Origin of the sequence: Kitasatospora sp. NPDC051164, assembly GCF_044455625.1 — a bacterium.
Lineage (GTDB): Bacteria > Actinomycetota > Actinomycetes > Streptomycetales > Streptomycetaceae > Kitasatospora.
Map to the genome: position 1 here is coordinate 175,051 of NZ_JBITFB010000015.1, position 23,449 is coordinate 198,499.

The 23,449-nt window shown below is 68.5% G+C and carries 34 protein-coding genes; 1 reads left to right on the forward strand and 33 read right to left on the reverse strand.

Annotated features, from left to right (window positions below):
- Positions 1-8: 8 nt before the first annotated feature.
- From map to ACIBEC_RS23495, 25 genes are all read right to left on the reverse strand, one after another.
- Positions 9-848 (reverse strand): type I methionyl aminopeptidase, encoded by an 840-nt coding sequence (map, locus tag ACIBEC_RS23375; protein WP_360495029.1) that lies wholly within the window; start codon positions 846-848, stop codon positions 9-11.
- Between the two features lie 117 nt (positions 849-965).
- A complete protein-coding gene (locus ACIBEC_RS23380; RefSeq protein ID WP_360495026.1) occupies positions 966-1,619 on the reverse strand; it encodes an adenylate kinase in 654 nt (217 codons plus the stop codon).
- Complete coding sequence (gene secY, locus ACIBEC_RS23385) at positions 1,619-2,929, reverse strand: preprotein translocase subunit SecY (RefSeq protein ID WP_360495023.1); 1,311 nt, start codon at positions 2,927-2,929, stop codon at positions 1,619-1,621. The genes ACIBEC_RS23380 and secY overlap by 1 nt, the downstream gene beginning before the upstream one ends.
- Before the next feature lie 326 nt (positions 2,930-3,255).
- A complete protein-coding gene (gene rplO / locus ACIBEC_RS23390) occupies positions 3,256-3,708 on the reverse strand; it encodes a 50S ribosomal protein L15 (RefSeq protein WP_360495020.1) in 453 nt (150 codons plus the stop codon).
- 2 nt (positions 3,709-3,710) lie between these two features.
- Positions 3,711-3,893 carry a 50S ribosomal protein L30 gene (gene rpmD, locus ACIBEC_RS23395; RefSeq protein ID WP_030055835.1) on the reverse strand — a complete coding sequence of 61 codons (183 nt, stop codon included), beginning with the start codon at positions 3,891-3,893 and terminating at the stop codon, positions 3,711-3,713.
- Positions 3,893-4,513, reverse strand: coding sequence for a 30S ribosomal protein S5 (rpsE, locus tag ACIBEC_RS23400; RefSeq protein ID WP_030393306.1), 621 nt, complete (start codon positions 4,511-4,513; stop codon positions 3,893-3,895). The genes rpmD and rpsE overlap by 1 nt, the downstream gene beginning before the upstream one ends.
- 48 nt (positions 4,514-4,561) lie before the next feature.
- Entirely contained in the window at positions 4,562-4,945 is a 384-nt protein-coding gene (gene rplR, locus ACIBEC_RS23405) for a 50S ribosomal protein L18 (RefSeq protein WP_030280785.1), read from the reverse strand.
- Positions 4,946-4,948: 3 nt separating this feature from the next.
- The gene (rplF, locus tag ACIBEC_RS23410) at positions 4,949-5,488 is read right to left on the reverse strand and encodes a 50S ribosomal protein L6 (protein ID WP_030055832.1); all 540 of its coding nucleotides are present in this window, start codon (positions 5,486-5,488) and stop codon (positions 4,949-4,951) included.
- Between the two features lie 22 nt (positions 5,489-5,510).
- The gene (rpsH, locus tag ACIBEC_RS23415; protein WP_033824224.1) at positions 5,511-5,918 is read right to left on the reverse strand and encodes a 30S ribosomal protein S8; all 408 of its coding nucleotides are present in this window, start codon (positions 5,916-5,918) and stop codon (positions 5,511-5,513) included.
- 266 nt (positions 5,919-6,184) lie between these two features.
- Positions 6,185-6,370 (reverse strand): type Z 30S ribosomal protein S14, encoded by a 186-nt coding sequence (locus ACIBEC_RS23420; RefSeq protein ID WP_030055830.1) that lies wholly within the window; start codon positions 6,368-6,370, stop codon positions 6,185-6,187.
- 4 nt (positions 6,371-6,374) lie between these two features.
- Complete coding sequence (rplE, locus tag ACIBEC_RS23425; protein WP_030393302.1) at positions 6,375-6,944, reverse strand: 50S ribosomal protein L5; 570 nt, start codon at positions 6,942-6,944, stop codon at positions 6,375-6,377.
- The gene (gene rplX / locus ACIBEC_RS23430; RefSeq protein ID WP_030055828.1) at positions 6,944-7,255 is read right to left on the reverse strand and encodes a 50S ribosomal protein L24; all 312 of its coding nucleotides are present in this window, start codon (positions 7,253-7,255) and stop codon (positions 6,944-6,946) included. The genes rplE and rplX overlap by 1 nt, the downstream gene beginning before the upstream one ends.
- 15 nt (positions 7,256-7,270) lie before the next feature.
- Entirely contained in the window at positions 7,271-7,642 is a 372-nt protein-coding gene (rplN, locus tag ACIBEC_RS23435; protein WP_030393301.1) for a 50S ribosomal protein L14, read from the reverse strand.
- A gap of 102 nt (positions 7,643-7,744) precedes the next feature.
- Positions 7,745-8,017 carry a 30S ribosomal protein S17 gene (gene rpsQ, locus ACIBEC_RS23440; RefSeq protein WP_030055826.1) on the reverse strand — a complete coding sequence of 91 codons (273 nt, stop codon included), beginning with the start codon at positions 8,015-8,017 and terminating at the stop codon, positions 7,745-7,747.
- Positions 8,017-8,241: a 50S ribosomal protein L29 gene (gene rpmC / locus ACIBEC_RS23445; RefSeq protein WP_049649042.1), complete on the reverse strand. Its 225-nt coding sequence runs from the start codon at positions 8,239-8,241 to the stop codon at positions 8,017-8,019. The genes rpsQ and rpmC overlap by 1 nt, the downstream gene beginning before the upstream one ends.
- Positions 8,241-8,660, reverse strand: a complete 420-nt coding sequence (gene rplP / locus ACIBEC_RS23450) for a 50S ribosomal protein L16 (RefSeq protein ID WP_030055824.1) — start codon at positions 8,658-8,660, stop codon at positions 8,241-8,243. The genes rpmC and rplP overlap by 1 nt, the downstream gene beginning before the upstream one ends.
- Positions 8,661-8,665: 5 nt before the next feature.
- Positions 8,666-9,490 carry a 30S ribosomal protein S3 gene (gene rpsC / locus ACIBEC_RS23455; RefSeq protein WP_030393298.1) on the reverse strand — a complete coding sequence of 275 codons (825 nt, stop codon included), beginning with the start codon at positions 9,488-9,490 and terminating at the stop codon, positions 8,666-8,668.
- Entirely contained in the window at positions 9,490-9,837 is a 348-nt protein-coding gene (rplV, locus tag ACIBEC_RS23460) for a 50S ribosomal protein L22 (RefSeq protein WP_033824229.1), read from the reverse strand. Before rplV ends, rpsC begins: the two co-directional genes overlap by 1 nt.
- Positions 9,838-9,887: 50 nt before the next feature.
- On the reverse strand, positions 9,888-10,169 hold the full coding sequence (rpsS, locus tag ACIBEC_RS23465; RefSeq protein WP_030055821.1) for a 30S ribosomal protein S19: 282 nt from the start codon (positions 10,167-10,169) through the stop codon (positions 9,888-9,890).
- A gap of 11 nt (positions 10,170-10,180) precedes the next feature.
- A complete protein-coding gene (gene rplB / locus ACIBEC_RS23470; RefSeq protein WP_188306762.1) occupies positions 10,181-11,017 on the reverse strand; it encodes a 50S ribosomal protein L2 in 837 nt (278 codons plus the stop codon).
- 43 nt (positions 11,018-11,060) lie between these two features.
- Positions 11,061-11,381 carry a 50S ribosomal protein L23 gene (rplW, locus tag ACIBEC_RS23475; RefSeq protein ID WP_030055819.1) on the reverse strand — a complete coding sequence of 107 codons (321 nt, stop codon included), beginning with the start codon at positions 11,379-11,381 and terminating at the stop codon, positions 11,061-11,063.
- A complete protein-coding gene (gene rplD / locus ACIBEC_RS23480) occupies positions 11,381-12,058 on the reverse strand; it encodes a 50S ribosomal protein L4 (RefSeq protein ID WP_360495016.1) in 678 nt (225 codons plus the stop codon). Before rplD ends, rplW begins: the two co-directional genes overlap by 1 nt.
- A 4-nt stretch (positions 12,059-12,062) precedes the next feature.
- Positions 12,063-12,710: a 50S ribosomal protein L3 gene (gene rplC / locus ACIBEC_RS23485; protein WP_360495013.1), complete on the reverse strand. Its 648-nt coding sequence runs from the start codon at positions 12,708-12,710 to the stop codon at positions 12,063-12,065.
- A 14-nt stretch (positions 12,711-12,724) separates the two neighbouring features.
- Entirely contained in the window at positions 12,725-13,033 is a 309-nt protein-coding gene (gene rpsJ, locus ACIBEC_RS23490; protein WP_012785157.1) for a 30S ribosomal protein S10, read from the reverse strand.
- 397 nt (positions 13,034-13,430) lie between these two features.
- Positions 13,431-15,242 carry a hypothetical protein gene (locus ACIBEC_RS23495; RefSeq protein ID WP_360495010.1) on the reverse strand — a complete coding sequence of 604 codons (1,812 nt, stop codon included), beginning with the start codon at positions 15,240-15,242 and terminating at the stop codon, positions 13,431-13,433.
- Positions 15,243-15,580: 338 nt separating this feature from the next.
- Between ACIBEC_RS23495 and ACIBEC_RS23500 the strand changes: the two genes are divergently transcribed.
- Positions 15,581-16,792 (forward strand): acyltransferase, encoded by a 1,212-nt coding sequence (locus tag ACIBEC_RS23500; RefSeq protein ID WP_360495007.1) that lies wholly within the window; start codon positions 15,581-15,583, stop codon positions 16,790-16,792.
- A gap of 88 nt (positions 16,793-16,880) precedes the next feature.
- Here the strand turns inward: ACIBEC_RS23500 and ACIBEC_RS23505 are convergent, their stop codons facing one another.
- The 8 genes from ACIBEC_RS23505 to rfbB form a co-directional block, all read right to left on the reverse strand.
- The gene (locus ACIBEC_RS23505) at positions 16,881-17,252 is read right to left on the reverse strand and encodes a DUF2304 domain-containing protein (protein WP_360495004.1); all 372 of its coding nucleotides are present in this window, start codon (positions 17,250-17,252) and stop codon (positions 16,881-16,883) included.
- On the reverse strand, positions 17,249-17,938 hold the full coding sequence (locus tag ACIBEC_RS23510; protein ID WP_360495001.1) for a glycosyltransferase family 2 protein: 690 nt from the start codon (positions 17,936-17,938) through the stop codon (positions 17,249-17,251). Before ACIBEC_RS23510 ends, ACIBEC_RS23505 begins: the two co-directional genes overlap by 4 nt.
- A 48-nt stretch (positions 17,939-17,986) precedes the next feature.
- Positions 17,987-18,880: a glycosyltransferase gene (locus ACIBEC_RS23515; RefSeq protein ID WP_360494998.1), complete on the reverse strand. Its 894-nt coding sequence runs from the start codon at positions 18,878-18,880 to the stop codon at positions 17,987-17,989.
- A 7-nt stretch (positions 18,881-18,887) separates the two neighbouring features.
- Positions 18,888-19,667, reverse strand: coding sequence for a glycosyltransferase family 2 protein (locus tag ACIBEC_RS23520; RefSeq protein WP_360494995.1), 780 nt, complete (start codon positions 19,665-19,667; stop codon positions 18,888-18,890).
- Positions 19,664-20,056 (reverse strand): DUF2304 domain-containing protein, encoded by a 393-nt coding sequence (locus ACIBEC_RS23525; protein WP_360494992.1) that lies wholly within the window; start codon positions 20,054-20,056, stop codon positions 19,664-19,666. The genes ACIBEC_RS23520 and ACIBEC_RS23525 overlap by 4 nt, the downstream gene beginning before the upstream one ends.
- 109 nt (positions 20,057-20,165) lie before the next feature.
- Positions 20,166-21,485, reverse strand: a complete 1,320-nt coding sequence (locus ACIBEC_RS23530; protein WP_360494989.1) for a hypothetical protein — start codon at positions 21,483-21,485, stop codon at positions 20,166-20,168.
- A complete protein-coding gene (gene rfbD, locus ACIBEC_RS23535; RefSeq protein WP_360494986.1) occupies positions 21,482-22,396 on the reverse strand; it encodes a dTDP-4-dehydrorhamnose reductase in 915 nt (304 codons plus the stop codon). The genes ACIBEC_RS23530 and rfbD overlap by 4 nt, the downstream gene beginning before the upstream one ends.
- On the reverse strand, positions 22,393-23,370 hold the full coding sequence (gene rfbB / locus ACIBEC_RS23540; protein ID WP_360494983.1) for a dTDP-glucose 4,6-dehydratase: 978 nt from the start codon (positions 23,368-23,370) through the stop codon (positions 22,393-22,395). Before rfbB ends, rfbD begins: the two co-directional genes overlap by 4 nt.
- Between the last annotated feature and the right edge of the window lie 79 nt (positions 23,371-23,449).

A 23,449-nucleotide genomic window follows, 5' to 3' on the forward strand; every position in this document is an offset into this window, starting at 1 on the left:
CGCGACGACTATGCGAGCGGGTCCGGAGCTGCGGTGATGCCCAGCTTGGCCAGTTCGGCCCGGCCGCCGTCGAAGGCGGTCAGGACCAGCGGGCCCTGCTCGGTCACGGCCACCGAGTGCTCCCAGTGCGAGGCCCAGGTGCCGTCGTTGGTGACGACCGTCCACTCGTCGTCCAGGACGGTCGTGTGCGGGGTGCCCAGCGAGACCATCGGCTCGATCGCCAGCACGGTGCCGGGGACCAGCTTGGGGCCCTTGCCGCGGCCGCGCTCGACGTAGTTCAGCACGTGGGGCTCCATGTGCATCGCGGTGCCGATGCCGTGGCCGCCGTAGCCCTCGGTGATGCCCCACTTGCCCTTCGGCGGCAGCGGCTGGCGGCGGATGAAGCCTTCGATCGCCTTGGAGACGTCGACCAGGCGGTTGTTCTTCTTCATCTGGGCGATGCCGGCCCACATCGAGCCCTCGGTGACCCGGCTCAGCATCTCGACCTCGGGGCGGACCTCACCGACCGCCACGCTGATCGCCGCGTCGCCGTGCCAGCCGTCCAGGATGGCGCCGCAGTCGATCGAGATGAGGTCGCCCTCCTGCAGCACCCGCTCGCCCGGGATGCCGTGCACGACCTCGTTGTTCACCGAGGCGCAGATCACGCCGGGGAACCAGAGACCGCCGTGGTTGGCGCGGAAGTTCGAGGTGGCGCCGTGGTCGGTGATGACCTTGTCCGCGATGTCGTTGAGGTCCTGGGTGGTCACCCCCGGAGCGACCGCCTCGCGGCAGGCCTTCAGGGCCTCGGCGACGACCAGCCCGGCCGCTCGCATCTTCGCGATCTGCTCGGGGGTCTTGATCTCCACCATCTGGTCACGCCTTCCAAGTCCGGATTACCACTGCCCTACCACCGTACGACGCCGAAACGGCCGGGCCACCCGCTGGGCGGGCGACCCGGCCGTACCGTCGTACGTTCGCCGAGAGACTCAGCTGTCCTGCTTCAGCGCCTCGATCGCGCGGGCGGTGACCTCGTCCACCTTGCCGAGGGCCGGGATGGTCACCAGGAGACCCTGCTCCTTGTAGTAACCGATGATCGGCTCGGTCTCGGTGTGGTAGACCTCCAGGCGCGTGCGCACCTTGTCCTCGGTGTCGTCCGAGCGCTGGTACAGCTCGCCGCCGCACTCGTCGCAGACGCCCTCGGCCTTCGGCGGGTTGTAGTCCACGTGGAAGACGTGGCCACCGTCATTGCGGCACAGGCGACGGCCCGCGATCCGCTTGACGACCTCGTCCTCCGGGACCTCCAGGTCCAGCACGCCGTCCAGCTTGATGCCCTGCTCGGCGAGGAACTCGTCGAGCGCCTCGGCCTGGCCGAGGTTGCGGGGGAAGCCGTCCAGCAGGAAGCCGTTCACGGCGTCCTCCTGGAGCATGCGGTCCTTGGCCATCCCGATGGTGACCTCGTCCGGTACCAGACGGCCCGCGTCCATGTAGCTCTTGGCCTCGAGCCCCAGCGGGGTGCCCTGACCGATGTTGGCGCGGAACAGGTCTCCGGTGGAGATGTGGGGAATGGACAGGGTCTTGGCGAGCAGGTGCGCCTGAGTACCCTTCCCGGCCCCGGGAGGACCAACGAGGACGATACGCATCAGCGGAGGAACCCTTCGTAATTGCGCTGCTGGAGCTGGCTCTCGATCTGCTTCACAGTTTCGAGTCCGACGCCGACGACGATGAGCACACTGGTGCCGCCGAACGGGAAAGCGGTCTGCTGTCCGAAGGCGACCAGGGCGATCATCGGGATCAACGCGATCAGGCCCAGGTAGAGCGAACCCGGCCACGTGATTCGGGTCAGCACGTAGTTCAGGTACTCGGCCGTCGGCCGGCCGGCCCGGATGCCCGGGATGAACCCACCATACTTCTTCATATTGTCGGCAACTTCTTCGGGGTTGAAGGAGATCGCGACGTAGAAGAAGGCGAAGAAGACGATCAGCAGGAAGTAGGTCGCCATGTAGATCGGGTGGTCACCCTTGACGAAGTTCGTCCGGATCCACGTGGCCCAGCCCGCCTGGCTGTTGGTCAGCTGGACCACCAGGGCGGGAATGTAGAGCAGCGACGAGGCGAAGATGACCGGGATGACACCGGCCTGGTTCACCTTGAGCGGGATATAGGTCGAGGTGCCGCCGAACGCCCGGCGGCCGATCATCCGCTTCGCGTACTGGACCGGGATCCGGCGCTGGGCCTGCTCGACGAAGATGACCAGCATCACGACGATGATGCCGACCGCGACCACGGAGAGGAACTCGACCCAGCCGCCGCCGATGGTGCCGCCGGTCTTGATCGCCCACATCGAGGTCGGGAACTGCGCCGCAATCGAGGTGAAGATCAGCAGCGACATGCCGTTGCCGATGCCGCGGTCGGTGATCAGCTCACCCAGCCACATGATGACCGTGGTGCCGGCCGTCATCGTGAGGACCATGACCGCGATCCGGAACACTCCGGTGTCCGGGACGATCTGGTTGGCCACCGGGCAGCCCGAGAACAGCGCGCCACTGGAGGCCGTCGCGACGATGCCGGTGCCCTGGAGCACGGCGAGCGCGATGGTCAGGTAGCGGGTGTACTGGGTGATCTTCGCCTGGCCGGCCTGGCCCTCCTTCTTCAGCATCTCCAGTCGCGGGATCACGACAGTGAGGAGCTGGAGGATGATGCTCGCCGTGATGTACGGCATGATGCCGAGCGCGAAGATCGTCAATTGGAGGAGCGCGCCACCGCTGAACAGGTTGACGAGCCCGAAGAGGCCGTTGTTCTTTGTCGCCTTCACACACTCGTTCACGGCCGTGAAGCTCACGCCGGGGATCGGAATGTGCGAGCCCAGCCGGAACAGCACCATGATGCCCAGCGTGAACAGCAGCTTCTTGCGCAGGTCGGGCGTCTGGAACGCCCGCGCGAACGCACTGAGCACGGTGCCTCCTGCGCCTCCCGCACGTCGTCGGCGGGAGGGTCGGTCCTGAATGGGGAGTTTGCGGTTCGGGCTCCCGTACAGACGGCACAGGCGAGCCTACGCGCAGCCTACAAGGGAACTCCACGGACTCTAACAGTGCGCGGCCACTCGGAAGAAGCGCGTACGGCCCCTCCCCCACTCACGGGGTACGGGATGCCCGGGTTTGCCACACAAAAGAACGAGCACCCGGCCGTCCGGAACCGAACGGTCCCGCACGGCCCGGGAACGGCACGAGCCCCGCACCTCCCGAAGGAGGTGCGGGGCTCGAAGCCGGAGTGTCAGCGGGCTCAGATGAGCTCGTTGACCGTACCGCCGGCGGCCTTGATCTTCTCGGCGGCGGTGCCGGAGACGGCGTCCACCGAGACCTGCAGGGCAACCGAGATCTCGCCGGTGCCGAGCACCTTGACGAGCGAGTTCTTGCGAACCGCGCCCTTCTCGACGAGACCCTCGACGGTGACCTCTCCACCCTGCGGGTAGAGCTCGGCCAGCTTGTCGAGGTTGACCACCTGGAAGGTGATCTTGAAGGGGTTCTTGAAGCCCTTCAGCTTCGGCAGGCGCATGTGGAGGGGCATCTGGCCACCCTCGAAGCGCTGCGGAACCTGGTAGCGGGCCTTGGTGCCCTTGGTACCACGACCAGCGGTCTTACCCTTGGAGCCCTCACCACGACCGACACGGATCTTGTCGGTCTTGGCACCAGGGGCGGGACGCAGGTTGTGGATCTTGATCGGGTTCTCGCCCATGATCAGTCCACCTCCTCAACCGTCACCAGGTGACGGACCGTGTGGGCCATCCCGCGGATCTCGGGACGGTCCTCCTTCACCACGACGTCGTGCATGCGCTTGAGACCAAGCGAACGCAGGGTGTCACGGTGGTTCTGCTTGCTGCCGATGTACGACTTGGTCTGCGTGATCTTCAGGCGAGCCATCAGGCGCTCACCCCAGCAGCACGCGCCCGCAGCAGAGCAGCGGGGGCCACGTCCTCCAGCGGCAGGCCACGACGAGCGGCGATCTCCTCGGGGCGCACGAGGCCCTTCAGAGCAGCCACGGTGGCGTGCACGATGTTGATCGCGTTGTCCGAGCCGAGCGACTTCGACAGGATGTCGTGGATGCCGGCGCACTCCAGGACGGCGCGCACCGGACCACCGGCGATAACACCGGTACCGGGGGCGGCGGGCTTCAGGAGCACGACGCCGGCGGCCTTCTCACCCTGGATGGGGTGCGGGATGGTGCCCTGGATACGGGGGACCTTGAAGAAGTTCTTCTTGGCCTCCTCAACACCCTTGGCGATGGCGGCCGGAACCTCCTTCGCCTTCCCGTAACCAACACCCACGGTGCCATCGCCATCGCCCACCACGACCAGCGCGGTGAAGGAGAAACGACGACCACCCTTGACAACCTTGGCGACACGGTTGATCGCGACGACGCGCTCGACGTAAGCGGTCTTCTCGACGGCGGGGGCGTTGCCCCGGTCGTCACGCTTACGGTCACGCCGCTCGCCACCGGTGCCGCCGCCGGCGCCGCTACCGCGGCGCTGGGGTCCAGCCATTGGAATTACCTCTCTCGATTACGTCCGCCGACAGAGTCGACGAGCGGCTTAGAAGTCGAGCCCGGCCTCGCGGGCCGCGTCCGCCAGGGCGGCGATGCGGCCGGCGTACCGGTTGCCCGCGCGGTCGAAGACGACCGACTCGATGCCGGCGGCCTTGGCGCGCTCGGCGACCAGGCTCCCGACCTTCTTGGCCAGCTCGGTCTTGTCGCCCTCGGCGCCCTTGATGGACACGTCGAGGGTGGACGCCGACGCCAGGGTGTGACCCTTGGCGTCGTCGATGACCTGGGCGACCATGTGACGGTTCGAGCGCGTCACGACGAGACGCGGACGCACCTCGGTGCCGACGACGCGCTTGCGAACGCGGATCGCGCGGCGCTTGCGAGCGGCGCTCTTGTAGGCGTTGCCCTTGCCGATCTTGACAGAGACACTCATCGCTTACTTACCACTCTTTCCGACCTTGCGGCGGATGACCTCGCCCGCGTACTTGACACCCTTGGCCTTGTACGGGTCGGGCTTGCGCAGCTTGCGGATCTTCGCGGCGACCTCGCCGACCTTCTGCTTGTCGATGCCGTCCACGTGGAACTTGGTGGCCGACTCGACGACGAAGGAGATGCCCTCGGGCGCCTCGACGAGGATCGGGTGGCTGTAGCCCAGCTGGAACTCCATGTCGGAGCCCTTCGCCAGAACTCGGTAGCCGACACCGCTGATCTCCAGCGACTTGCGGTAGCCCGCGGTCACGCCGGTGATCATGTTCGCCACCAGCGTGCGGGAAAGGCCGTGCAGGGCCTTCGACAGACGCTCGTCGTTGGGGCGGGTGACGAGCAGCGTGCCGTCCTCGCCCTTACCGATCTCGATCGGCGCGGCGACGACGTGGGTGAGGGAGCCCTTCGGGCCCTTCACCGAGACCGCCTGGCCATCGATGGTGACGTCCACGCCAGCGGGGACCTGGATGGGCAGCCGTCCAATGCGCGACATTGCTGTACCTCCGTTTCCCGAATTACCAGACGTAGGCGAGGACTTCTCCGCCTACGCCCTTCTTGGCGGCCTGCTTGTCGGTCAGGAGGCCGGAGGACGTGGAGATGATCGCCACGCCCAGGCCGCCGAGAACCTTCGGCAGGTTGGTGGACTTTGCGTAAACGCGCAGACCCGGCTTGCTGATGCGCTTGATGCCGGCGATGGAGCGCTCACGGTTGGGGCCGAACTTGAGCTCGATGGTCAGCTTCTTGCCGACCTCGCCCTCGACGGGCTCCTCAACCTTGTAGGAGGAGATGTACCCCTCCTGCTGCAGGATCTCGGCGACGTGCGCCTTGATCTTGCTGGCCGGCATCGCCACGGTGTCGTGGTACGCCGAGTTCGCGTTACGCAGACGCGTGAGCATGTCTGCGATGGGGTCGGTCATGGTCATGATGGCCTCAGGCCTCTCTCGCCGCGGTTTCTCCGCGCCAGGTCCCCCTCCCGCACTCTTCCGAGTGCGGTAGGGGCACAAGCGCAGGGGACCTGCGACGTCGTAAGACTGGGTGCGAGCCCTCCGTAAAGGGCCACGAACATCCATGGGGAAGCCGTGGCAGGGGGCCCGACCCCACTACCTTACGGGAATCCGTACGGCAGGCCCAAAACGGGCCGGTGTGGGATCGGGCACCTCTGCTTCGCTGGGTGCCTAAAGCGCCTGGATTACCAGGAGCTCTTGGTCACGCCCGGCAGCTCGCCGCGGTGCGCCATCTCACGGAGGCAGACACGGCACAGGCCGAACTTGCGGTACACCGAGTGCGGACGGCCGCAGCGCTGGCACCGGGTGTAGGCCCGGACGCCGAACTTCGGCTTGCGCTCGGACTTCGCGATGAGGGACTTCTTCGCCATTGGCTCACGCCTCCTTGAACGGGAAGCCCAGAGCACGCAGGAGCGCCCGGCCCTCGTCGTCGGTCTGAGCGGTGGTCACGACGGTGATGTCCATACCGCGCTGACGGTCGACCTTGTCCTGGTCGATCTCGTGGAACATAACCTGCTCGGTCAGACCGAAGGTGTAGTTGCCACGGCCGTCGAACTGCTTCGGGGAGAGGCCGCGGAAGTCGCGGATTCGCGGCAGGGCCAGCGAAACCAGACGGTCCAGGAACTCCCACATGCGGTCACCACGGAGGGTGACGTGCGTGCCGATCGGCTGGCCCTCGCGCAGCTTGAACTGCGCGATGGACTTGCGAGCCTTGGTCACGGCCGGCTTCTGACCGGTGATCGCGGTCAGGTCGCGGATCGCGCCCTCGATCAGCTTGCTGTCACGGGCGGCCTCGCCGACACCCATGTTGACGACGACCTTGACCAGGCCGGGCGTCAGCATGACGTTCTCGTACGAGAACTGCTCCTGCAGCTGACCCTTGATCTCGGAGTTGTAACGCTCCTTGAGACGGGGGGTCACCTTCTCAACAGTCGTCTCAGACATCAGATGTCCTCACCGGTTCGCTTGGCAACGCGGATCTTGTTGCCCTCGTCATCGAAGCGGTAGCCAACGCGGGTGACGACCTTCTTGCCGTCCTTCTCCACGACCAGCTGGACGTTGGAGACGTGCACCGGGGCCTCGACGGTGACGATGCCACCCTGAGTGCCCGGGCCCGGCTTGGTGTGCTTCTTGACCCGGTTCACACCCTCGACCAGGACCTTGTTCTCGGCGGGCATGGCCTGGATGACCTTGCCCTGCTTGCCGCGGTCCTTGCCGGTGATGACCTGAACCAGGTCACCCTTCTTGATCTTCATGCTGTTCGCCATGAGTTAGAGCACCTCCGGCGCAAGCGAGATGATCTTCATGAACTTCTTGTCACGCAGCTCGCGGCCCACCGGGCCGAAGATGCGGGTACCACGGGGGTCACCATCGGTGTTCTTCAGAACGACCGCGGCGTTCTCGTCGAAACGGATGTACGAGCCATCCGGACGACGACGCGACTTCACGGTACGGACGACGACGCACTTGACGACGTCACCCTTCTTCACCGAACCGCCGGGGATCGCGTCCTTGACGGTCGCGACGATGACGTCCCCGATGCCGGCGTAGCGGCGACCGGAACCACCGAGAACGCGGATGCAAAGGATTTCCTTCGCGCCCGTGTTGTCGGCGACACGCAGTCGCGACTCCTGCTGGATCACAGCTTTCTCCTGATCGTCAACGAGAGCTGACGGGCCGGCCGCTGCTCACACCAGCGCCCACGAGGGGCCTGGTGCACATACGGCCGTACCGCATCAACTTCGTTACTTGGCCTTCTCGAGGATCTCGACGACGCGCCAGCGCTTCGTCGCGGACAGCGGGCGGGTCTCCGCCAGGAGGACCCGGTCGCCGATGCCGCAGGCGTTCGCCTCGTCGTGCGCCTTCAGCTTGTTCGTACGGCGGATGACCTTGCCGTACAGAGCGTGCTTGACGCGGTCCTCGACGGCGACGACGACGGTCTTGTCCATCTTGTCGCTGACGACGAGACCCTCACGGGTCTTGCGGAAACCGCGCGTCTCGTTGGTGTTCTCAGTCATCAGGCGCTCTCCACCGTCTCGATGCCCAGCTCGCGCTCGCGCATCAGGGTGTAGATCCGCGCGATGTCCTTACGGACGAGCTTGAGCCGTCCGTGGTTGTCGAGCTGCCCGGTCGCCGCCTGGAAGCGGAGGTTGAACAGCTCCTCCTTGGCCTCACGGAGCTTGGCAACGAGACCCTCGTTGTCCAGCTCGCGGAGGTCAGCAGCCTTGGTGCCGGCCGACATCAGCTCTCACCTGCCTCGCGCCGGATGATCCGGCACTTCATCGGGAGCTTGTGAGCAGCGCGGGTCAGCGCCTCACGAGCCACCTTCTCGTTGGGGTACGACAGCTCGAACATGACCCGACCCGGGTGCACGTTCGCGATCCACCACTCGGGCGAACCCTTACCGGAACCCATGCGGGTCTCGGCCGGCTTCTTGGTGAGCGGACGGTCCGGGTAGATGTTGATCCAGACCTTGCCGCCACGCTTGATGTGACGGGTGACGGCGATACGAGCGGACTCGATCTGCCGGTTCGTCACGTAGGCCGGGGTGACGGCCTGGATGCCGTACTCGCCGAAGGCGAGCTCGGTGCCACCCTTGGCAGCGCCACGGCGCTTCGGGTGGTGCTGCTTGCGGTGCTTGACCCGACGGGGGATCAGCATTGGGGTCAGGCCTCCGTTCCGGTGTTCTCGGCAGCCGGAGCCTCGGCGACCGGGGCCGCGGGGGCCTCGGAAGCGGCGGGGCGACGGCCACGGCCACCGCGCTCGCCACCACGGCGCTCGCCACCGCGGGCGGGACGACCACCCTCGGGACGGGCCGGGCGGTTGCCCGAGCGGGCAGCGGCGTTCTCAGCGCGGACCTCGGCGATGTTCTTGACGTCGCCCTTGTAGATCCAGACCTTCACACCGATGCGGCCGAAGGTCGTCTTGGCCTCGAAGAAGCCGTAGTCGACGTTCGCGCGCAGGGTGTGCAGCGGCACACGGCCCTCGCGGTAGAACTCCGAACGGCTCATCTCGGCGCCGCCGAGACGACCGGAGCACTGGACCTTGATGCCCTTGGCGCCGGACTTCATGGTGCCCTGCATCGACTTGCGCATGGCACGGCGGAACGACACGCGGGAGGACAGCTGCTCCGCGACGCCCTGAGCCACGAGCTGGGCGTCCAGCTCGGGGTTCTTGACCTCGAGGATGTTCAGCTGGACCTGCTTGCCGGTCAGCTTCTCGAGGTCGCCGCGGATGCGGTCGGCCTCGGTGCCACGGCGACCGATGACGATGCCGGGGCGAGCGGTGTGGATGTCGACGCGGACGCGGTCGCGGGTGCGCTCGATCTCGACCTTGGAGATGCCGGCGCGCTCCATGCCCTTCGTCATCATGCGACGAATGGCAACGTCTTCCTTGACGTAGTCCTTGTACAGCTTGTCGGCGTACCAGCGGGACTTGAAGTCCGTGCTGATGCCGAGGCGGAACCCGTGCGGGTTAACCTTCTGGCCCATTACCGGGTCCCTTCCTTGCTGCTGACGACCACGGTGATGTGGCTGGTCCGCTTGCGGATCCGGTAGGCACGGCCCTGGGCACGCGGACGGAACCGCTTCAGGGTCGGGCCCTCGTCAACGTACGCCTCGCTGATGACGAGGTCGTCCACGTTGTTGTGGTTGTAGTTGTGCACGGCGTTGGCAATGGCGCTGTCGAGCACCTTGCCGACCGGCACGGTGGCGGCCTGCGGAGCGAAACGCAGGACCGCCTGGGCCTCCGTGGCGTTCAGGCCACGGATGAGGTCCACCACGCGGCGGGCCTTCATGGGCGTGACGCGGATGTACCGCGCCTGGGCCCTGGCTTCCATGGTTGTCCCCTTGCTGGTGTAAGTCATTGAGTCGGTAATCTCGCTGGCGACTAGCGACGCTTCGACTTGCGGTCGTCCTTGACGTGACCGCGGAACGTGCGCGTCGGCGCGAACTCGCCGAGCTTGTGGCCGACCATCGACTCGGTGACGAACACCGGGACGTGCTTACGGCCATCGTGCACCGCGATCGTGTGGCCGAGCATGGCCGGGAAGATCACGGAGCGACGGGACCAGGTCTTGATGACGTTCTGGGTACCCGCCTCATTCTGCGCGTCCACCTTCTTGAGAAGGTGGCCGTCGATGAAGGGGCCCTTCTTGAGACTGCGCGGCATCTGACCTGCTCCTAGCGCTTCTTGTTGGTCTTGCGGCGGCGCACGATGAGAGCGTCCGACGCCTTCTTCGGGCGACGGGTACGACCCTCCTTCTGGCCCCACGGCGAGACCGGGTGGCGGCCACCAGAGGTCTTACCCTCACCACCACCGTGCGGGTGGTCGATCGGGTTCATGGCGACACCACGCACGGTCGGGCGGACGCCCTTCCAGCGCATACGGCCGGCCTTGCCCCAGTTGATGTTCGACTGCTCGGCGTTGCCGACCTCGCCGACGGTCGCGCGGCAGCGCGCGTCGACCAGGCGGATCTCACCGGAGGGCATGCGCAGGTGCGCCATCTTGCCCTCACGCGCCAGCAGCTGGATGCCGGACCCGGCGGAGCGGGCCAGCTTGGCACCGCCACCGGGACGCAGCTCCACCGCGTGGATGGTGGTACCGACCGGGATGTTGCGCAGCGGCAGGTTGTTGCCCGGCTTGATGTCGGCGCCAGCGCCGTTCTCGATCCGGTCACCCTGCGCGATGCCGCGCGGCGCGATGATGTAGCGCTTCTCGCCGTCCAGGTAGTGCAGGAGCGCGATGCGCGCGGTGCGGTTCGGGTCGTACTCGATGTGAGCGACCTTGGCCGGCACGCCGTCCTTGTCGTGACGACGGAAGTCGATCACGCGGTAGGCGCGCTTGTGGCCGCCACCCTGGTGGCGAGCGGTGATCCGACCGGCGTTGTTACGGCCGCCCTTGCTGTGCAGGGGGCGAACCAGCGACTTCTCCGGCGTGGACCGCGTGATCTCTACGAAGTCGGCCACGCTGGAGCCACGACGGCCCGGCGTAGTCGGCTTGTACTTGCGGATGCCCATTTGGCTCTCTCGTCCTCGTCCTTATCGACGATCACGATCTCCGTTAGGAGACCGGACCACCGAAGATGTCGATGCGGTTGCCCTCGGCCAGCGTCACGATGGCGCGCTTGGTGTCCTTGCGCTTGCCAAAGCCCGTCTTGGAGCGCTTGCGCTTGCCCTGACGGTTGATCGTGTTGACAGCCTCGACCTTGACCGAGAAGACCGCCTCGACGGCCTGCTTGATCTGGGTCTTGTTGGCGCCCGGCGACACGATGAACGTGTACTTGTTCTCGTCGAGAAGGCTGTAGCTCTTCTCGGAGATGACCGGCTTCACCAGGACGTCACGGGGGTCCGTGAACGTCTTGCTCGTGATCTCTGCAGCCATCAGGCGGCGCTCCCTTCGAGCTCGCCCTCAGCAGCCACGGCCTTGGCGGACGCGGCCGGACCGGCCACGAAACGCTCGAAGGCGGCCTGGGTGAAGACCACATCGTCGGAGACGAGCACGTCGTAGGTGTTCAGCTGACCGGCGTCCAGGATGTGCACGTGCGGCAGGTTGCGGGCGCTCTTCAGACCCAGCTCGTCGGCACGCTCGACGACGAGGAGGATGTTCTTGCGCTCGGTGATCTTGCCGAACAGACCCTTGGCGGCCTTGGTCGACGGCGCCTCGGTCGCGGTCACGTCGGTGACGACGTGAATGCGGTTGTGGCGGGCCCGGTCGGTGAGCGCACCGCGCAGGGCGGCGGCGATCATCTTCTTCGGGGTCCGCTGCGAGTAGTCACGCGGCACGGGACCGTGCACGACGCCACCGCCGGCGAACTGCGGCGCACGGGTCGAGCCCTGACGGGCGCGGCCGGTGCCCTTCTGGCGGTACGGCTTCTTGCCGCCACCGCGGACCTCGCCACGAGTCTTGGTCTTGTGGGTGCCCTGACGGGCCGCAGCGAGCTGCGCCACGACGACCTGGTGCATCAGCGGAACGCTGACCTTCGCGTCGAAGATCTCGGCCGGCAGCTCGAGGCTGCCGGTCTTGTCGCCCGAGGGCGACAGGATGTCAATGGTGCTCATATCCTCACAGCCCCTTCGCCGCGGTGCGGACGAGGACGAGGCCGCCGTTCGGGCCCGGGATTGCGCCCTTGATCAGGAGCAGCCCCTTCTCCGCGTCAACGGCATGGATGGTCAGGTTCTGGGTGGTCACACGCTCGTGGCCCATCCGGCCGGCCATCCTCACGCCCTTGAACACGCGACCCGGGGTGGCGCAGCCACCGATCGAGCCGGGCGAGCGGTGCTTGCGCTGCACACCGTGACCGGCGCCGAGGCCCCGGAAGTTGTGGCGCTTCATGACACCGGCGAAGCCCTTGCCCTTGGAGGTGCCGGTCACGTCGACCTTGACACCCGCCTCGAACAGCTCCGCGGTGATCTCCTGGCCGAGGGTGTACTCGGAGGCGTCCGTGGTACGGAGCTCGACCAGGTGGCGGCGGGGGGTGACACCGGCCTTGGCGAAGTGGCCCGCGAGGGGCTTGTTCACCTTGCGGGGGTCGATCTCGCCGAAGCCGATCTGGACGGCGTCGTAGCCGGCCGGGCTGTCGGCGGTGTGGACCTGGGTCACGACATTGGGCCCAGCCTTGACGACGGTCACCGGGACAACCCGGTTGTTCTCGTCCCAGACCTGGGTCATGCCGAGCTTCTCGCCCAGGATGCCCTTAATCTGCTTAGCCATCTTCGGTGCGCCTCTCAGAGCTTGATCTCGATGTCGACGCCAGCCGGCAGGTCGAGACGCATCAGCGAGTCAACCGTCTTCGGCGTGGGGTCGAGGATGTCGATCAGACGCTTGTGAGTGCGCATCTCGAAGTGCTCGCGCGAGTCCTTGTACTTGTGCGGCGAGCGGATGACGCAGTACACGTTCTTCTCAGTGGGCAGCGGCACCGGGCCTGCGACCTGCGCACCAGTACGGATCACCGTCTCGACGATCTTCTTCGCCGAGGAGTCGATGACCTCGTGGTCGTAGGCCTTGAGCCGGATGCGGATCTTCTGTCCCGCCATGGCTACTCAGTAGTCCTTCTGTCTAATTGCTTCTCGACTTCCCTCCGACCCCCGCGCTCGGGCGTGTCGCACTCGCGCTTGTAAAAAACCGGCGAAATAACTCGTCGGTTTAGAACTTCTGGGGTGGGGGGTGCCGGATTGAGGCCCCGCACACGCTTCCCGGAAGATTCCCGTACTTTCGCCCCGCAGCTGCCGTGGCGTAGAACTCACGCTTGACGGCCATCACGGGAACGACGAGTAGATGGGACTCGCTTCCAGTCCTCCCGGCGGGAGGCGCGCAGCATCGGCACTCAACCGAGCAACTTGGACATACTGCCACATGGAGCAGCCCGGATGCCAATCGGGGCCGGTGAGGTGATCCTCACCGGCCCCGACGGTCACCCGATGGTGGGTCGTGTCAGTTCTTGGGCGGACGTCCGCAGGTGACGTCCACGTCCGTCGCCGTGGTGTTGGCGCACCAGAGCTTCGGCTGGTCCGGAACGAAGGTGTACTCGCTCAGGTCCATGTTGATCGGGTTGCAGGCCTGCTTGCCCTTGTACGGCGAGTACTTGGGGCACTGCCCGTTGTCGAGCTGCTGCAGGTGGGCGCGGAGCGCGTCCAGGCCCATGTCCTCGACGCCCGGGTTGGTGGACGGCATGAAGCGGTTGGCCGACCAGGAGCCGCCCATGGTCGCGAACAGGGCGAGCGCGCACACCAGGCCGGCGGCCAGCTGCGACATCACCCGCGGCGAGATCCGCGCGGCCCGGGCCGGGGCCACCTCGCGCAGCGTGCCGCGGATCCAGCCGAAGCCGCGCTCGTACGTCAGCATCACGCCCATGACGGCCAGGATGATGAGGCAGTAGAAGATGATCCAGGTCGTCCGCGGGTACAGCTGGACGGCCTGGTTGTGCTCCATGTGCGAGGCGAACCAGAAGCGCATCAGCCAGGCGCCGGCGAGGACGAAGCCCGCGGTGCGGACCACCATGCTGCGCAGGCCCACGCCGACGCCGATGCCCACGCCGACCAACAGGAGCACACCGAAGCCGGTCTGCCCGGCGATGTCGCCCTCGCCCGGCCAGTTGTGGTAGCTCAGGGTGCCGGAGCGGTCCGAGGCCCAGCCCATGACGTAGGCCGGGTCGATGTAGGTGTTGATGTAGGCGTACCGGTCCATCGTGGAGGCGCCGAGGCGGACCAGCTGGTACAGCAGCGGAGCGCCGATCACACCGGCGGTGACCAGCATGGTGGCGAGGAAGACCAGCGCGCGCTTGAGGGCGGTCCGGCCGCGGCGCCACGGGAAGAGCATCAGGACGAGGATGAACGAGCCCGGCGCCGCCCACAGGTACCAGCCCGAGTACCAGAGGAACATCACGCCGAACGCGGCGCCGAAGCCGAGGCCGCGCAGCACCGCCGAGCGGGTCGAGAGCTCGCCGGACCGGCGGATCTCCCGGAAGCACGCCGCCAGCAGCGGCAGCAGCACCAGCATGGAGCCGTGGCTGTACGGGCGGATCGGGTCGAGGAACACGATCGACGCCGGCACCGCGATCGCCATCGCCCAGAACGGGCGCAGCAGCATCCGCCAGGAGAGGTAGGCCATCGGCCCGACCAGCGCGCTGAGGATCAGCTGCAGGTCCTTGAGCGCGTGGCCCACGCCGGGGATGCCGTGGTGGAAGAGCTTGGCCCAGAGGGCGAGCAGGGCGGGGAACAGCGGCGGGTACACCCCGGGCAGGCCGTGGCCGCGCATCATGTCGTTGGCCATGCCCATGAGGTTGCCGGGGTCGCCCTCCTGGCCGCCGAGGCCCCAGGGGGTGCCGTGCAGGGCGACCACCACGCCGCCCGCCACGACGCCGGTGCCCAGGCCCGCCACCGCGGCGCACGCCAGCCGCTGCGCGACCTGGTAGTAGCGCAGCGTCCCGCGGTAGGCGAGCAGCAGCAGCACCGCGAGGACGGGGATGCCGAGGAGCGCCGCGTACTGCTGGATCTTGGCGAGGCCGCTGACCTGGCCGATCCGGGTGGTCGGGTTGACGCTGATGTGCGTGCACAGCAGCATGAAGCCGAGCGCGACGCCGACGCTGACCAGGCCTTCCGCCAGCGGGAGGAACCAGCGCTTCTCGGTCCACCGCGAGAAGCGGTCGCCCGGCCGGCCGGTCGGTGACCCGTCGGAGGACGCCGTGGTCGACGCGTCGGGCGTGCCGGCACGGCCGCCGACAACGTCCGGGGCCAAATCCGTCATGTCTCTTCGCTTCCGTGAAGCGGCGCAGTGCCGCGGGTCGGACCGTCTCGCCGGATGGGGGGCGAGCTCAGCGGGCGGCGGCCGGGCGCCCGGTCGGCGCAGGTCGGCCGAAACTCGTGGAGGTGCTGCGGGCGTCCGGCGGATGCATCGTTGCCGGCGGCGGCGATGCCGGGCCCGGGCCGCGACTTATGGTAATCGCACCCCCAAGAGCGTGTCATGGCGTGCCTCCGGGCCCTCACGGGGCCTCTTCCGACCCGGTGGGGGCGGAACCCGGGCGGATAGGGTGAGCTCCGCGCAGTTCCCGTCCTCCACGACTACCGGCCCGGAGCCTCCTGCCCATGTCTCGCACCGCACGCAAGAGGTCGGTTCTGACGGCCTGCCCGCCCTTGACGGAGGCCCTCGGACGGAAGAACGGGTTCGGCCTCCTGCGGCTCGTCCTGGCCCTCGCCGTGATCTTCGCCCACGCGATGCCGCTCGGGATGGGCAAGCCCGACCTCGGGCTGCTGCAGAGCCGCGGTCAGACCAACGTCGGTGCGATCGCGGTGAGCGGCTTCTTCGTGCTGTCCGGTCTGCTGATCACGCGCAGCGGCATGCGGCTGAGCCCGGCGCGCTTCCTGTGGAACCGCGCCATCCGCATCCTGCCCGGCCTCTGGGCCTGTCTGTTGCTGACGGCCTTCGTGGTCGCCCCGGTCGTGGCCTACCACCAGGGCCGGATGGCGGGCTTCTGGTCGCACCCGGAGGGCCCGCCGGCCTACCTGGAGGCCAACTGGTCGATCGGGGTGTACCAGTGGGGCATCTCCGGACTGCTCGACCACGTCCCGCACCCCACCGCCTTCAACGGCTCGGTCTGGTCGCTGGCGTACGAGGTCCTCTGCTACCTGCTGGTGGTCTCGCTGGCCGCGGTCGGGGTGCTGCGGCGCGCACGCTGGGCCGTCACCCTGATGGTCCTGGGGCTCTACGCGTACATGGTCCACCTGGCGTCGGGCTTCCACCTGCTGCGCGCCCCCGAGTACGCGCCGACCGGCCTCACCGGCTGGCAGCTGCCCTTCCTGGGCTCGATCAGCCTGGACATGTTCATACCGCTGACCTTCATGTTCGGCCTCGGCGCGCTGGCGGAGCTGTACAAGAACCGCCTGCCGATCAACGACCCGGCCGGCGTGCTGGCCGCCGTCGTCTTCCTCGGCAGCGCCCACTACGGCGGCTTCACCGTGTTCGGCCTGCCCGCCTTCGCCTACCTGCTGGTCTGGCTCGCCTGCCGGATGCCCGGCCCGCTGACCAAGGTCGGCACCAAGGTGGACCTCTCGTACGGGGTGTACATCTACGCGTTCCCGATCCAGCAGTGCCTGGCGCTATGGGGCGTCAACAAGCACGGCTACTGGACCTACACGGCGGCCTCGGTGGCGCTCTCGGTCACCGCGGCGGTCTGCTCCTGGTACGCCGTGGAGAAGCCCGCGCTGAAGCTGAAGGACCTGGGCCTGCGCAAGCCGCCGCGGCAGGAGGAGCCGCCGGCCGCACCGCCGGTACGGCCCCTGTCGCAGGTCTCGACCTGACCCGCCCCCGCCCCCGAACGGATCCGGGCCCGGTACGCGCACTGCGTACCGGGCCCGGTTCGTACGGTCCTCGGGGGACCGCCCGGAGCTAGCCGGAGACCTTCTCGTCGAAGCGCTCCTGGTTGAGCCGCGCGCCCTCGGTGATGGCGACCGTGCGGGCCATGTCGGTGAGCTTCCTCTCCAGGGAGCGGAAGCGCAGGTAGGTGTTGAGCGCCAGGAAGGCCAGCGCCAGGACCATCAGGTACAGCACCAGGTCGGTGCCGCGGCCGACGCCGAGCCGGTTCGCCACCCAGGTGACGTCGCTCGGACGCAGCACCGCGTAGATGTTCGCGAGCACGAACAGCACGAAGGCGATGCGCTTCCAGGCCCTGGTGTTGGTCCGGTCCCAGCGCCGGATGAAGATGAGCGCCGCGGTACCGGCGCCCAGCACCAGCACCAGTTGGATCCAGAAGTACTTCATCGCCGGCCACGCTCCCGGAGCGAGATGTCGAAGAGGATGTTGACGCCGTTGATCAGGGACTGGCCCTTGGCGCGCGAGTAGTCGGTGTAGAGGATGTCCACGGGGACCTCCACGACGCGCAGCGAGGACTTCGCCAGCAGGCCGACGATCTCCGAGGCGTGGGCCATCCCGTTCATGGTGATGCGCAGCTGGGAGGCCGCCTGGCGGTTGATCACCCGAAGCCCATTGTGCGAGTCGGTGAGCTTCAGCTTGCGGGCGGTCGGGCTGACCGCGGCCGCCGTGCGGAGCACCACGCGCTTGATCATCGGGACCTGCTCGGACTGCTCGATGAACCGGGAGCCCAGGACCACGTCGGCGGTCCCGCCGCGCAGCACGGCGACCATCTTCTCGACGTCGGCCGTCTGGTGCTGGCCGTCGGCGTCGAAGGTGGCGAAGTACTGGGCGGCGGGCTGCTGCAGCGCGTAGGAGAGCCCGGTCTGCAGGGCGGCGCCCTGGCCCAGGTTCACCGGGTGCCGCACCAGGTGGGCCCCGGTGGTCAGGATGTGCTCGGCCGAGCCGTCGGTGCTCCCGTCGTCGACCACGACGATGTTCGGGAACGTCTTGCGGGCGTTCTCCACCACATCGGCGATCACCTGGCCTTCGTTGTAGGCGGGGATCACCAGCCAGACGTCGTCGTATTGGGACATGGTCGCTTCCTGGGCACTGGGAGGGGGTTGCTGGAGGGATCTCACGGATCAGGCCCGGCGGCCGGCCACATGGCTCAGCATCGCCCCGACGCCTCGCAGGCCCGCCTTGCGGCCGGCCGCGGGGATCATGCTGAGCGCGTGCAGCCGGGACGAGATGAAGCGGCGGGAGATGGTGGCCGCCCGGTGCCAGCCATGGGCGTCCAGCCGGTCGGCGGTCTCGCGGAAGAAGCGCCGGGCTTCCTCGAAGCGCTTGCCCGTGAAGGCGGTGACCGAGGACTCGCTGACCGCGTGCCGCCGGTAGCTGAAGCACACCTCGGGCACGACCGCCAGCGGGACGTCCGCGAGGAGCAGGTCGACGATGATCGCGAGGTCCTGGATGACGCCCAGGTCCGCCCGGAAGCTGGTCGCCTGGATGTCCTTGGTGCGCCAGCACACGGACGGGAAGTACAGCCAGTCGCCGCGCATCAGGCTCATCGCGAGCGGCTCGCCGGACATCAGCAGCGGCCCCGGGTCCTTCGGCGCGTACAGCCGGCGCTTGACGGTGTCGGCGAGGCTGCCGACCGGGTTGCCGTCGGCGCCGATGACGAGCACGCCGGGCTGGACCATACCCGCGTCCGGGAAGCGCTCCAGCGCGTCCCGGACCACCTTCAGGTAGTTGGGGTGCAGCAGGTCGTCGCAGCCCATGAGCACGAGGTAGTCGTACTCGGCGAGCTGGACGCAGCGGTTGAAGTTGCCGCTGACGCCCAGGTTGGTCTCGTTGCGCAGGTACCGCACCCGCGGGTCCGCGAGGGACTCGAACCAGCCGGGGACGTCCGGCTCCTTGCCGTCGTCGACGACCGTGAGGCGCCAGTCGTCACCGTCCTGGGCCAGCACGCTGCGAACGGCGTCCTGCATCAGCCGGACGTCGCCGTAGTACGGCATCAGGATCTCGAAACGGGACATCGGGTACCTAGACCTTGCCAATGAGCTCGGGCCGGCGGGCGGCGGCGCGGGTGGCGGGCTCGATGGCCTTCACGTTCGCCGGCATCCGGCGGATGAGGGCGAGCAGCAGCACCAGGCCGGCCCGGGCCAGGTAGATCGTCGCCTTGATCGGGGAGGCCGAGGGCGTGCCGGTGGTCCGCTCGCGCATCGCGACCGGGACCTGGCGGATGACGAAGCCGCAGCGGGCGGCGCCGACCATGCTCTCGATGGTGTCGCCCAGGTACTCGACCGGGTACCAGTGCGAGAAGAACTCGATCATCGGCTTGTTGCAGGCCTTGAAGCCCGAGGTGGTGTCGGTGAGCCGGGTCTTGGCGACCCGCGACAGCACCACCGAGAGCAGCTTCATCGCCCAGGAGCGCGGGCCGCGCACCCGGTACGAGCCCTCGCCGGCGAAGCGGGCGCCGATGACCAGGTCCGCCTCGCTGCGGAGCTTCTCGAGCAGCGCGGGCACGTAGGCCGGGTCGTGCTGGCCGTCCGCGTCGCACTGGATCGCCACGTCGTAGTCGTGCAGGTGCGCGTAGCGGTAGCCGAAGCGCATCGCGCCGCCGACACCGAGGTTGTACGGCAGCTGCGCGACCTTGGAGCCGTAGGCGGCGGCGACGGCGGCGGTGCTGTCCGTCGAGCCGTCGTCGACGACCAGGGTGTCGACGCCGGGGAGCTTCTGCTGGATCTCGCGGAGGATCTTCGGCAGGCCCTCGGCCTCGTTCCAGGCGGGAAGGATGATCAGTACCCGCTTGCCGTCGATCATGCCTTCACCTCGGGGTCGTTCACGTCGCTGCCCGAGCGGGCAATCGGGAAGTCGTGGTGCTCGGCGAGGTGGGCGCGCATCATCGCGACATCCTCGGCCAACGTGCGGGTCTCGGCCTCCAGCCGGCTGGTCTCCCAGCTGAGGTGCACGCAGACCATCAGGACCAGCACGAAGCCGGCGAACAGCACGAGGCTGACCCCGGAGGCCACCCCGAGGCGCCGCGCGGTCGAGTCCAGCAGCCGTGGGAAGAAGCCCAGCGGGGCGATCACCACGCCGATGGCCAGCCAGAGGGCCGCGTACTTCTCCCGGAGCTGCTGGCGGCGCAGCAGCTCCAGAATCCACACGAGCACCAGCACGCCGGTGATCGAAGTCAGCACACTCAGCTGCACGATGGATCTCGCCTTTCACGCGTCGGTGAGGCATAGGGGTGAATGGAGCACATGCTAGGGATGCCGGTACCGCGGGGCGTCGCCGGGGGGAGCGGTGACGACATCGTGATCAGCTCGCGGAGACCGTGTCGGCGGAGACGGCGGCCTGCGAAGACCCCGTACCGGCGCCGCGCACGCTACCGTCGCCGCGCAGCGCCAGCAACATGACCGCCAGCACCACCAGCGGACCGACGGTGTACGCGGCCTCCACCCGGCTCGCCGGAGCGCCCGGCAGGCAGGTCACCAGTAGCAGCGTCACGGTGCCGAGCACCCATCCGAGGAGCTGCCGGCGGTGGTGGCCGCGGGCGATGACCGCCTGGCCGACGACCGTGGCGAGCAGGTAGGCGAGCGTGCCCACCGAGAGCCAGAGGAAGTCCGCCGGGCCCAGAGCATGCCGGTCCGCGTTGAACGCGACGTGAATCACCCATGGCCCCAGGACCACGGCGGGCACCCCGCCGAGGACGCCGAGGGCGGCCACCATGCCACAGGTCTTGGTGAGGAGCTTACGGAAACCGGCCCGGTCGCCGGTCGCCACGGCCGTCGACAGCCCCGACATCAGGGAGGCCTGCAGCGCGCCGAAGACGAACAGCGGCACCCGGCTGAGCACCATCGCGCCGGTGAACGCGCCGACCAGCACGGCCTGCGAGGGCGCCAGCACCTGGATGCTGAGCACGGCGGCGTTGGCGACGAACTGCGCCAGCAGGAACGAGACGGTCAGCATGCCCAGGCCGCTGCACAGCTCCCGCCAGCCGATGGCCGGCCCGGGCAGCGCGATCCGCAGCGTCCTCGGCAGGCTCACCAGCATGGCCAGCACCGGGGAGACGGCCAGGATCAGGCTGTACGCGAGCGCCGAGTGCACGCCCGCCAGCAGCAGGCCGATCGAGAAGACGATCCGCAGGACGCCGTCCAGCCCGAGCTGGAGGCCGTACGCACCGAAGTGCCCGAGGCCGGCCAGCACCCCGCGGGTCAGGTAGCAGGCGGCCGGTCCGACGAAGGCCGCGGCCAGCGCCACGACCAGGCTCCGGTCGCCGTGGAAGAACACGTCCGCGAGCTGCCGGGAGAACACCCCCAGCCCGATGAGCACCGCCAGCAGCAGCCCGCCGGTCAGCACGGCCGCCTTGCGCAGCACCGGGGCCGCGCCCTCGCCCCGGGCGGCCCGGGCGGCGATCACCCGGGTCAGCTCCTGCTCGACCGGGAAGAACAGCCCGAGCGCGAAGGACATCGCCATCGTCCACAGGACGGAGACCTCGGCGAGCGAGTCGCGGTCGAGCGCGTGCCCGGCCACCGCGAGGTGCGCGTACGAGGCCACCCCGAGGGTGACCGTCCCGACGCCGACCGCCAGCAGTCCCGGCGGCAGCGCGCGCGTCAGCCGGCCGAGCACGCCGCTCACCGCTCCGCCGCGGTGCGCAGCGCCCGGAAGGCCGGACGCTCCAGGGCCTCGGCCAGCATCGCCCGCCACTCGGGCAGCGGTGCCAGTCCGGCGGCGGCCCAGCGGTCGTGGCCGAGCACGCTGAAGGCGGGGCGGACGGCCGGGCGGACGAACGCCTCCGAGGTGGTGGGGCGGATCCGCTCCGGGTCGAGCCCGCTCAGCGCGTAGGTCTCGCGGGCCAGTCCGAACCAGGTGGTCCGGCCGCTCGCGGTGCCGTGGTAGACCCCGGCGGGGGCCTGCCCGGCGAGCGCGGCCCGGCCGAGCTCGACCAGGCGGCCGGCGAGCGCGTACGACCAGGTCGGCTGGCCGTGCTGGTCGTCGACCACGTCCAGGGTGTCCCGCTGGGCGGCCAGCTTGAGCATGGTGGCCACGAAGTTCGGGCCGCGCTCGCCGTACAGCCACGCGGTGCGCACGACGTAGCCGTGCTCGGGGAGCAGTTCGGCGACGGCCCGCTCCCCCACCAGCTTGCTGCGGCCGTACGCGTTGACCGGCGTGGTCGGGGCGTCCTCCGGGCAGGGCTCGGTGGCGTCGCCCGGCAGGACGTAGTCGGTGGAGACGTGCAGCAGCCGGGCGCCGGTCTTGGCGCAGGCCGCGGCCAGGTGGCGCACGCCGGTGCCGTTGACGGCGGTGGCGGCCTCCTCCTCGGTCTCCGCACCGTCGACGTTCGTCCACGCGGCGCAGTTGACCACGATGTCGTGGCCGTCGACGGCGGCCTGCACGGCCGCGGCGTCGGTGATGTCGAGGTCCGCCCGGCGCAGCGCGGTGATCTCGGCGGTCGGGTCGGCGGCCAGCACCGACAGCAGGTCCTGCCCGAGCATCCCGGCCGCGCCGGTGACCAGCCAGCGCACCCGGCCGGTGGCGTTCACGGTCACTTCGCCAGGGCCGCCTTCTGCTTCAGGGGCTCCCACCAGGCGCGGTTCTCGCGGTACCAGGCGATGGTCGCGGCGAGGCCGTCCTCGAAGCGGACCTGCGGCTCGTAGCCGAGCTCCTCGCGGATCTTGCTGATGTCGATCGAGTAGCGCAGGTCGTGGCCCTTGCGGTCCTCGACGTACTCGACGCTGTCCCAGCCGGCGCCCGCGGCCTCCAGCAGCAGGCCGGTCAGCTCCTTGTTGGTGGCCTCGGTGCCGCCGCCGATGTTGTAGACCTCACCCGCGCGACCGCCGCGCATGACCAGCTCGATGCCCCGGCAGTGGTCCGAGACGTGCAGCCAGTCGCGGACGTTGCCACCGTTCCCGTACAGCGGCACCTTCTTGCCGTCGATCAGGTTGGTGGTGAACAGCGGGATGACCTTCTCCGGGAACTGGTAGTGCCCGTAGTTGTTGGAGCAGCGGGTCACCACGACATCCATGCCGTGGGTGCGGTGGTAGGCCAGCGCCAGCAGGTCGGAGGAGGCCTTGGAGGCCGAGTACGGGGAGTTCGGCACCAGCGGCCAGGTCTCGGTCCAGGAGCCCTCGCTGATCGAGCCGTACACCTCGTCGGTGGAGATGTGCACGAAGCGGCCGACGCCGTGCTTGCGGGCGGCGTCCAGCAGGACCTGGGTGCCCACGACGTTGGTCAGCACGAACGGGCCCGCGCCGGCGATCGACCGGTCCACGTGCGACTCGGCGGCGAAGTGCACCACCACGTCGTGGCCCGGCATGACCTGGTCGACGGCGTCCGCGTCGCAGATGTCGCCCTGGACGAAGGTGTAGCCCTGGTGGTCGGCCACCGGAGCCAGGTTCTCCAGGACGCCCGAGTAGGTGAGCTTGTCAAAGACGGTGATCCGGGCGCTCTCATCCGCTCCGAGAAGCTGACGGACGAACTCCGAACCGATGAATCCGGCGCCGCCGGTCACGAGGATGCGCATAATGCGCGTAGTCTACCGTCGCCGATCGGCCCCCTCGAACGGCCCAGGACAGGGCCCGCCCGCCTCTCACTTAAGCTGC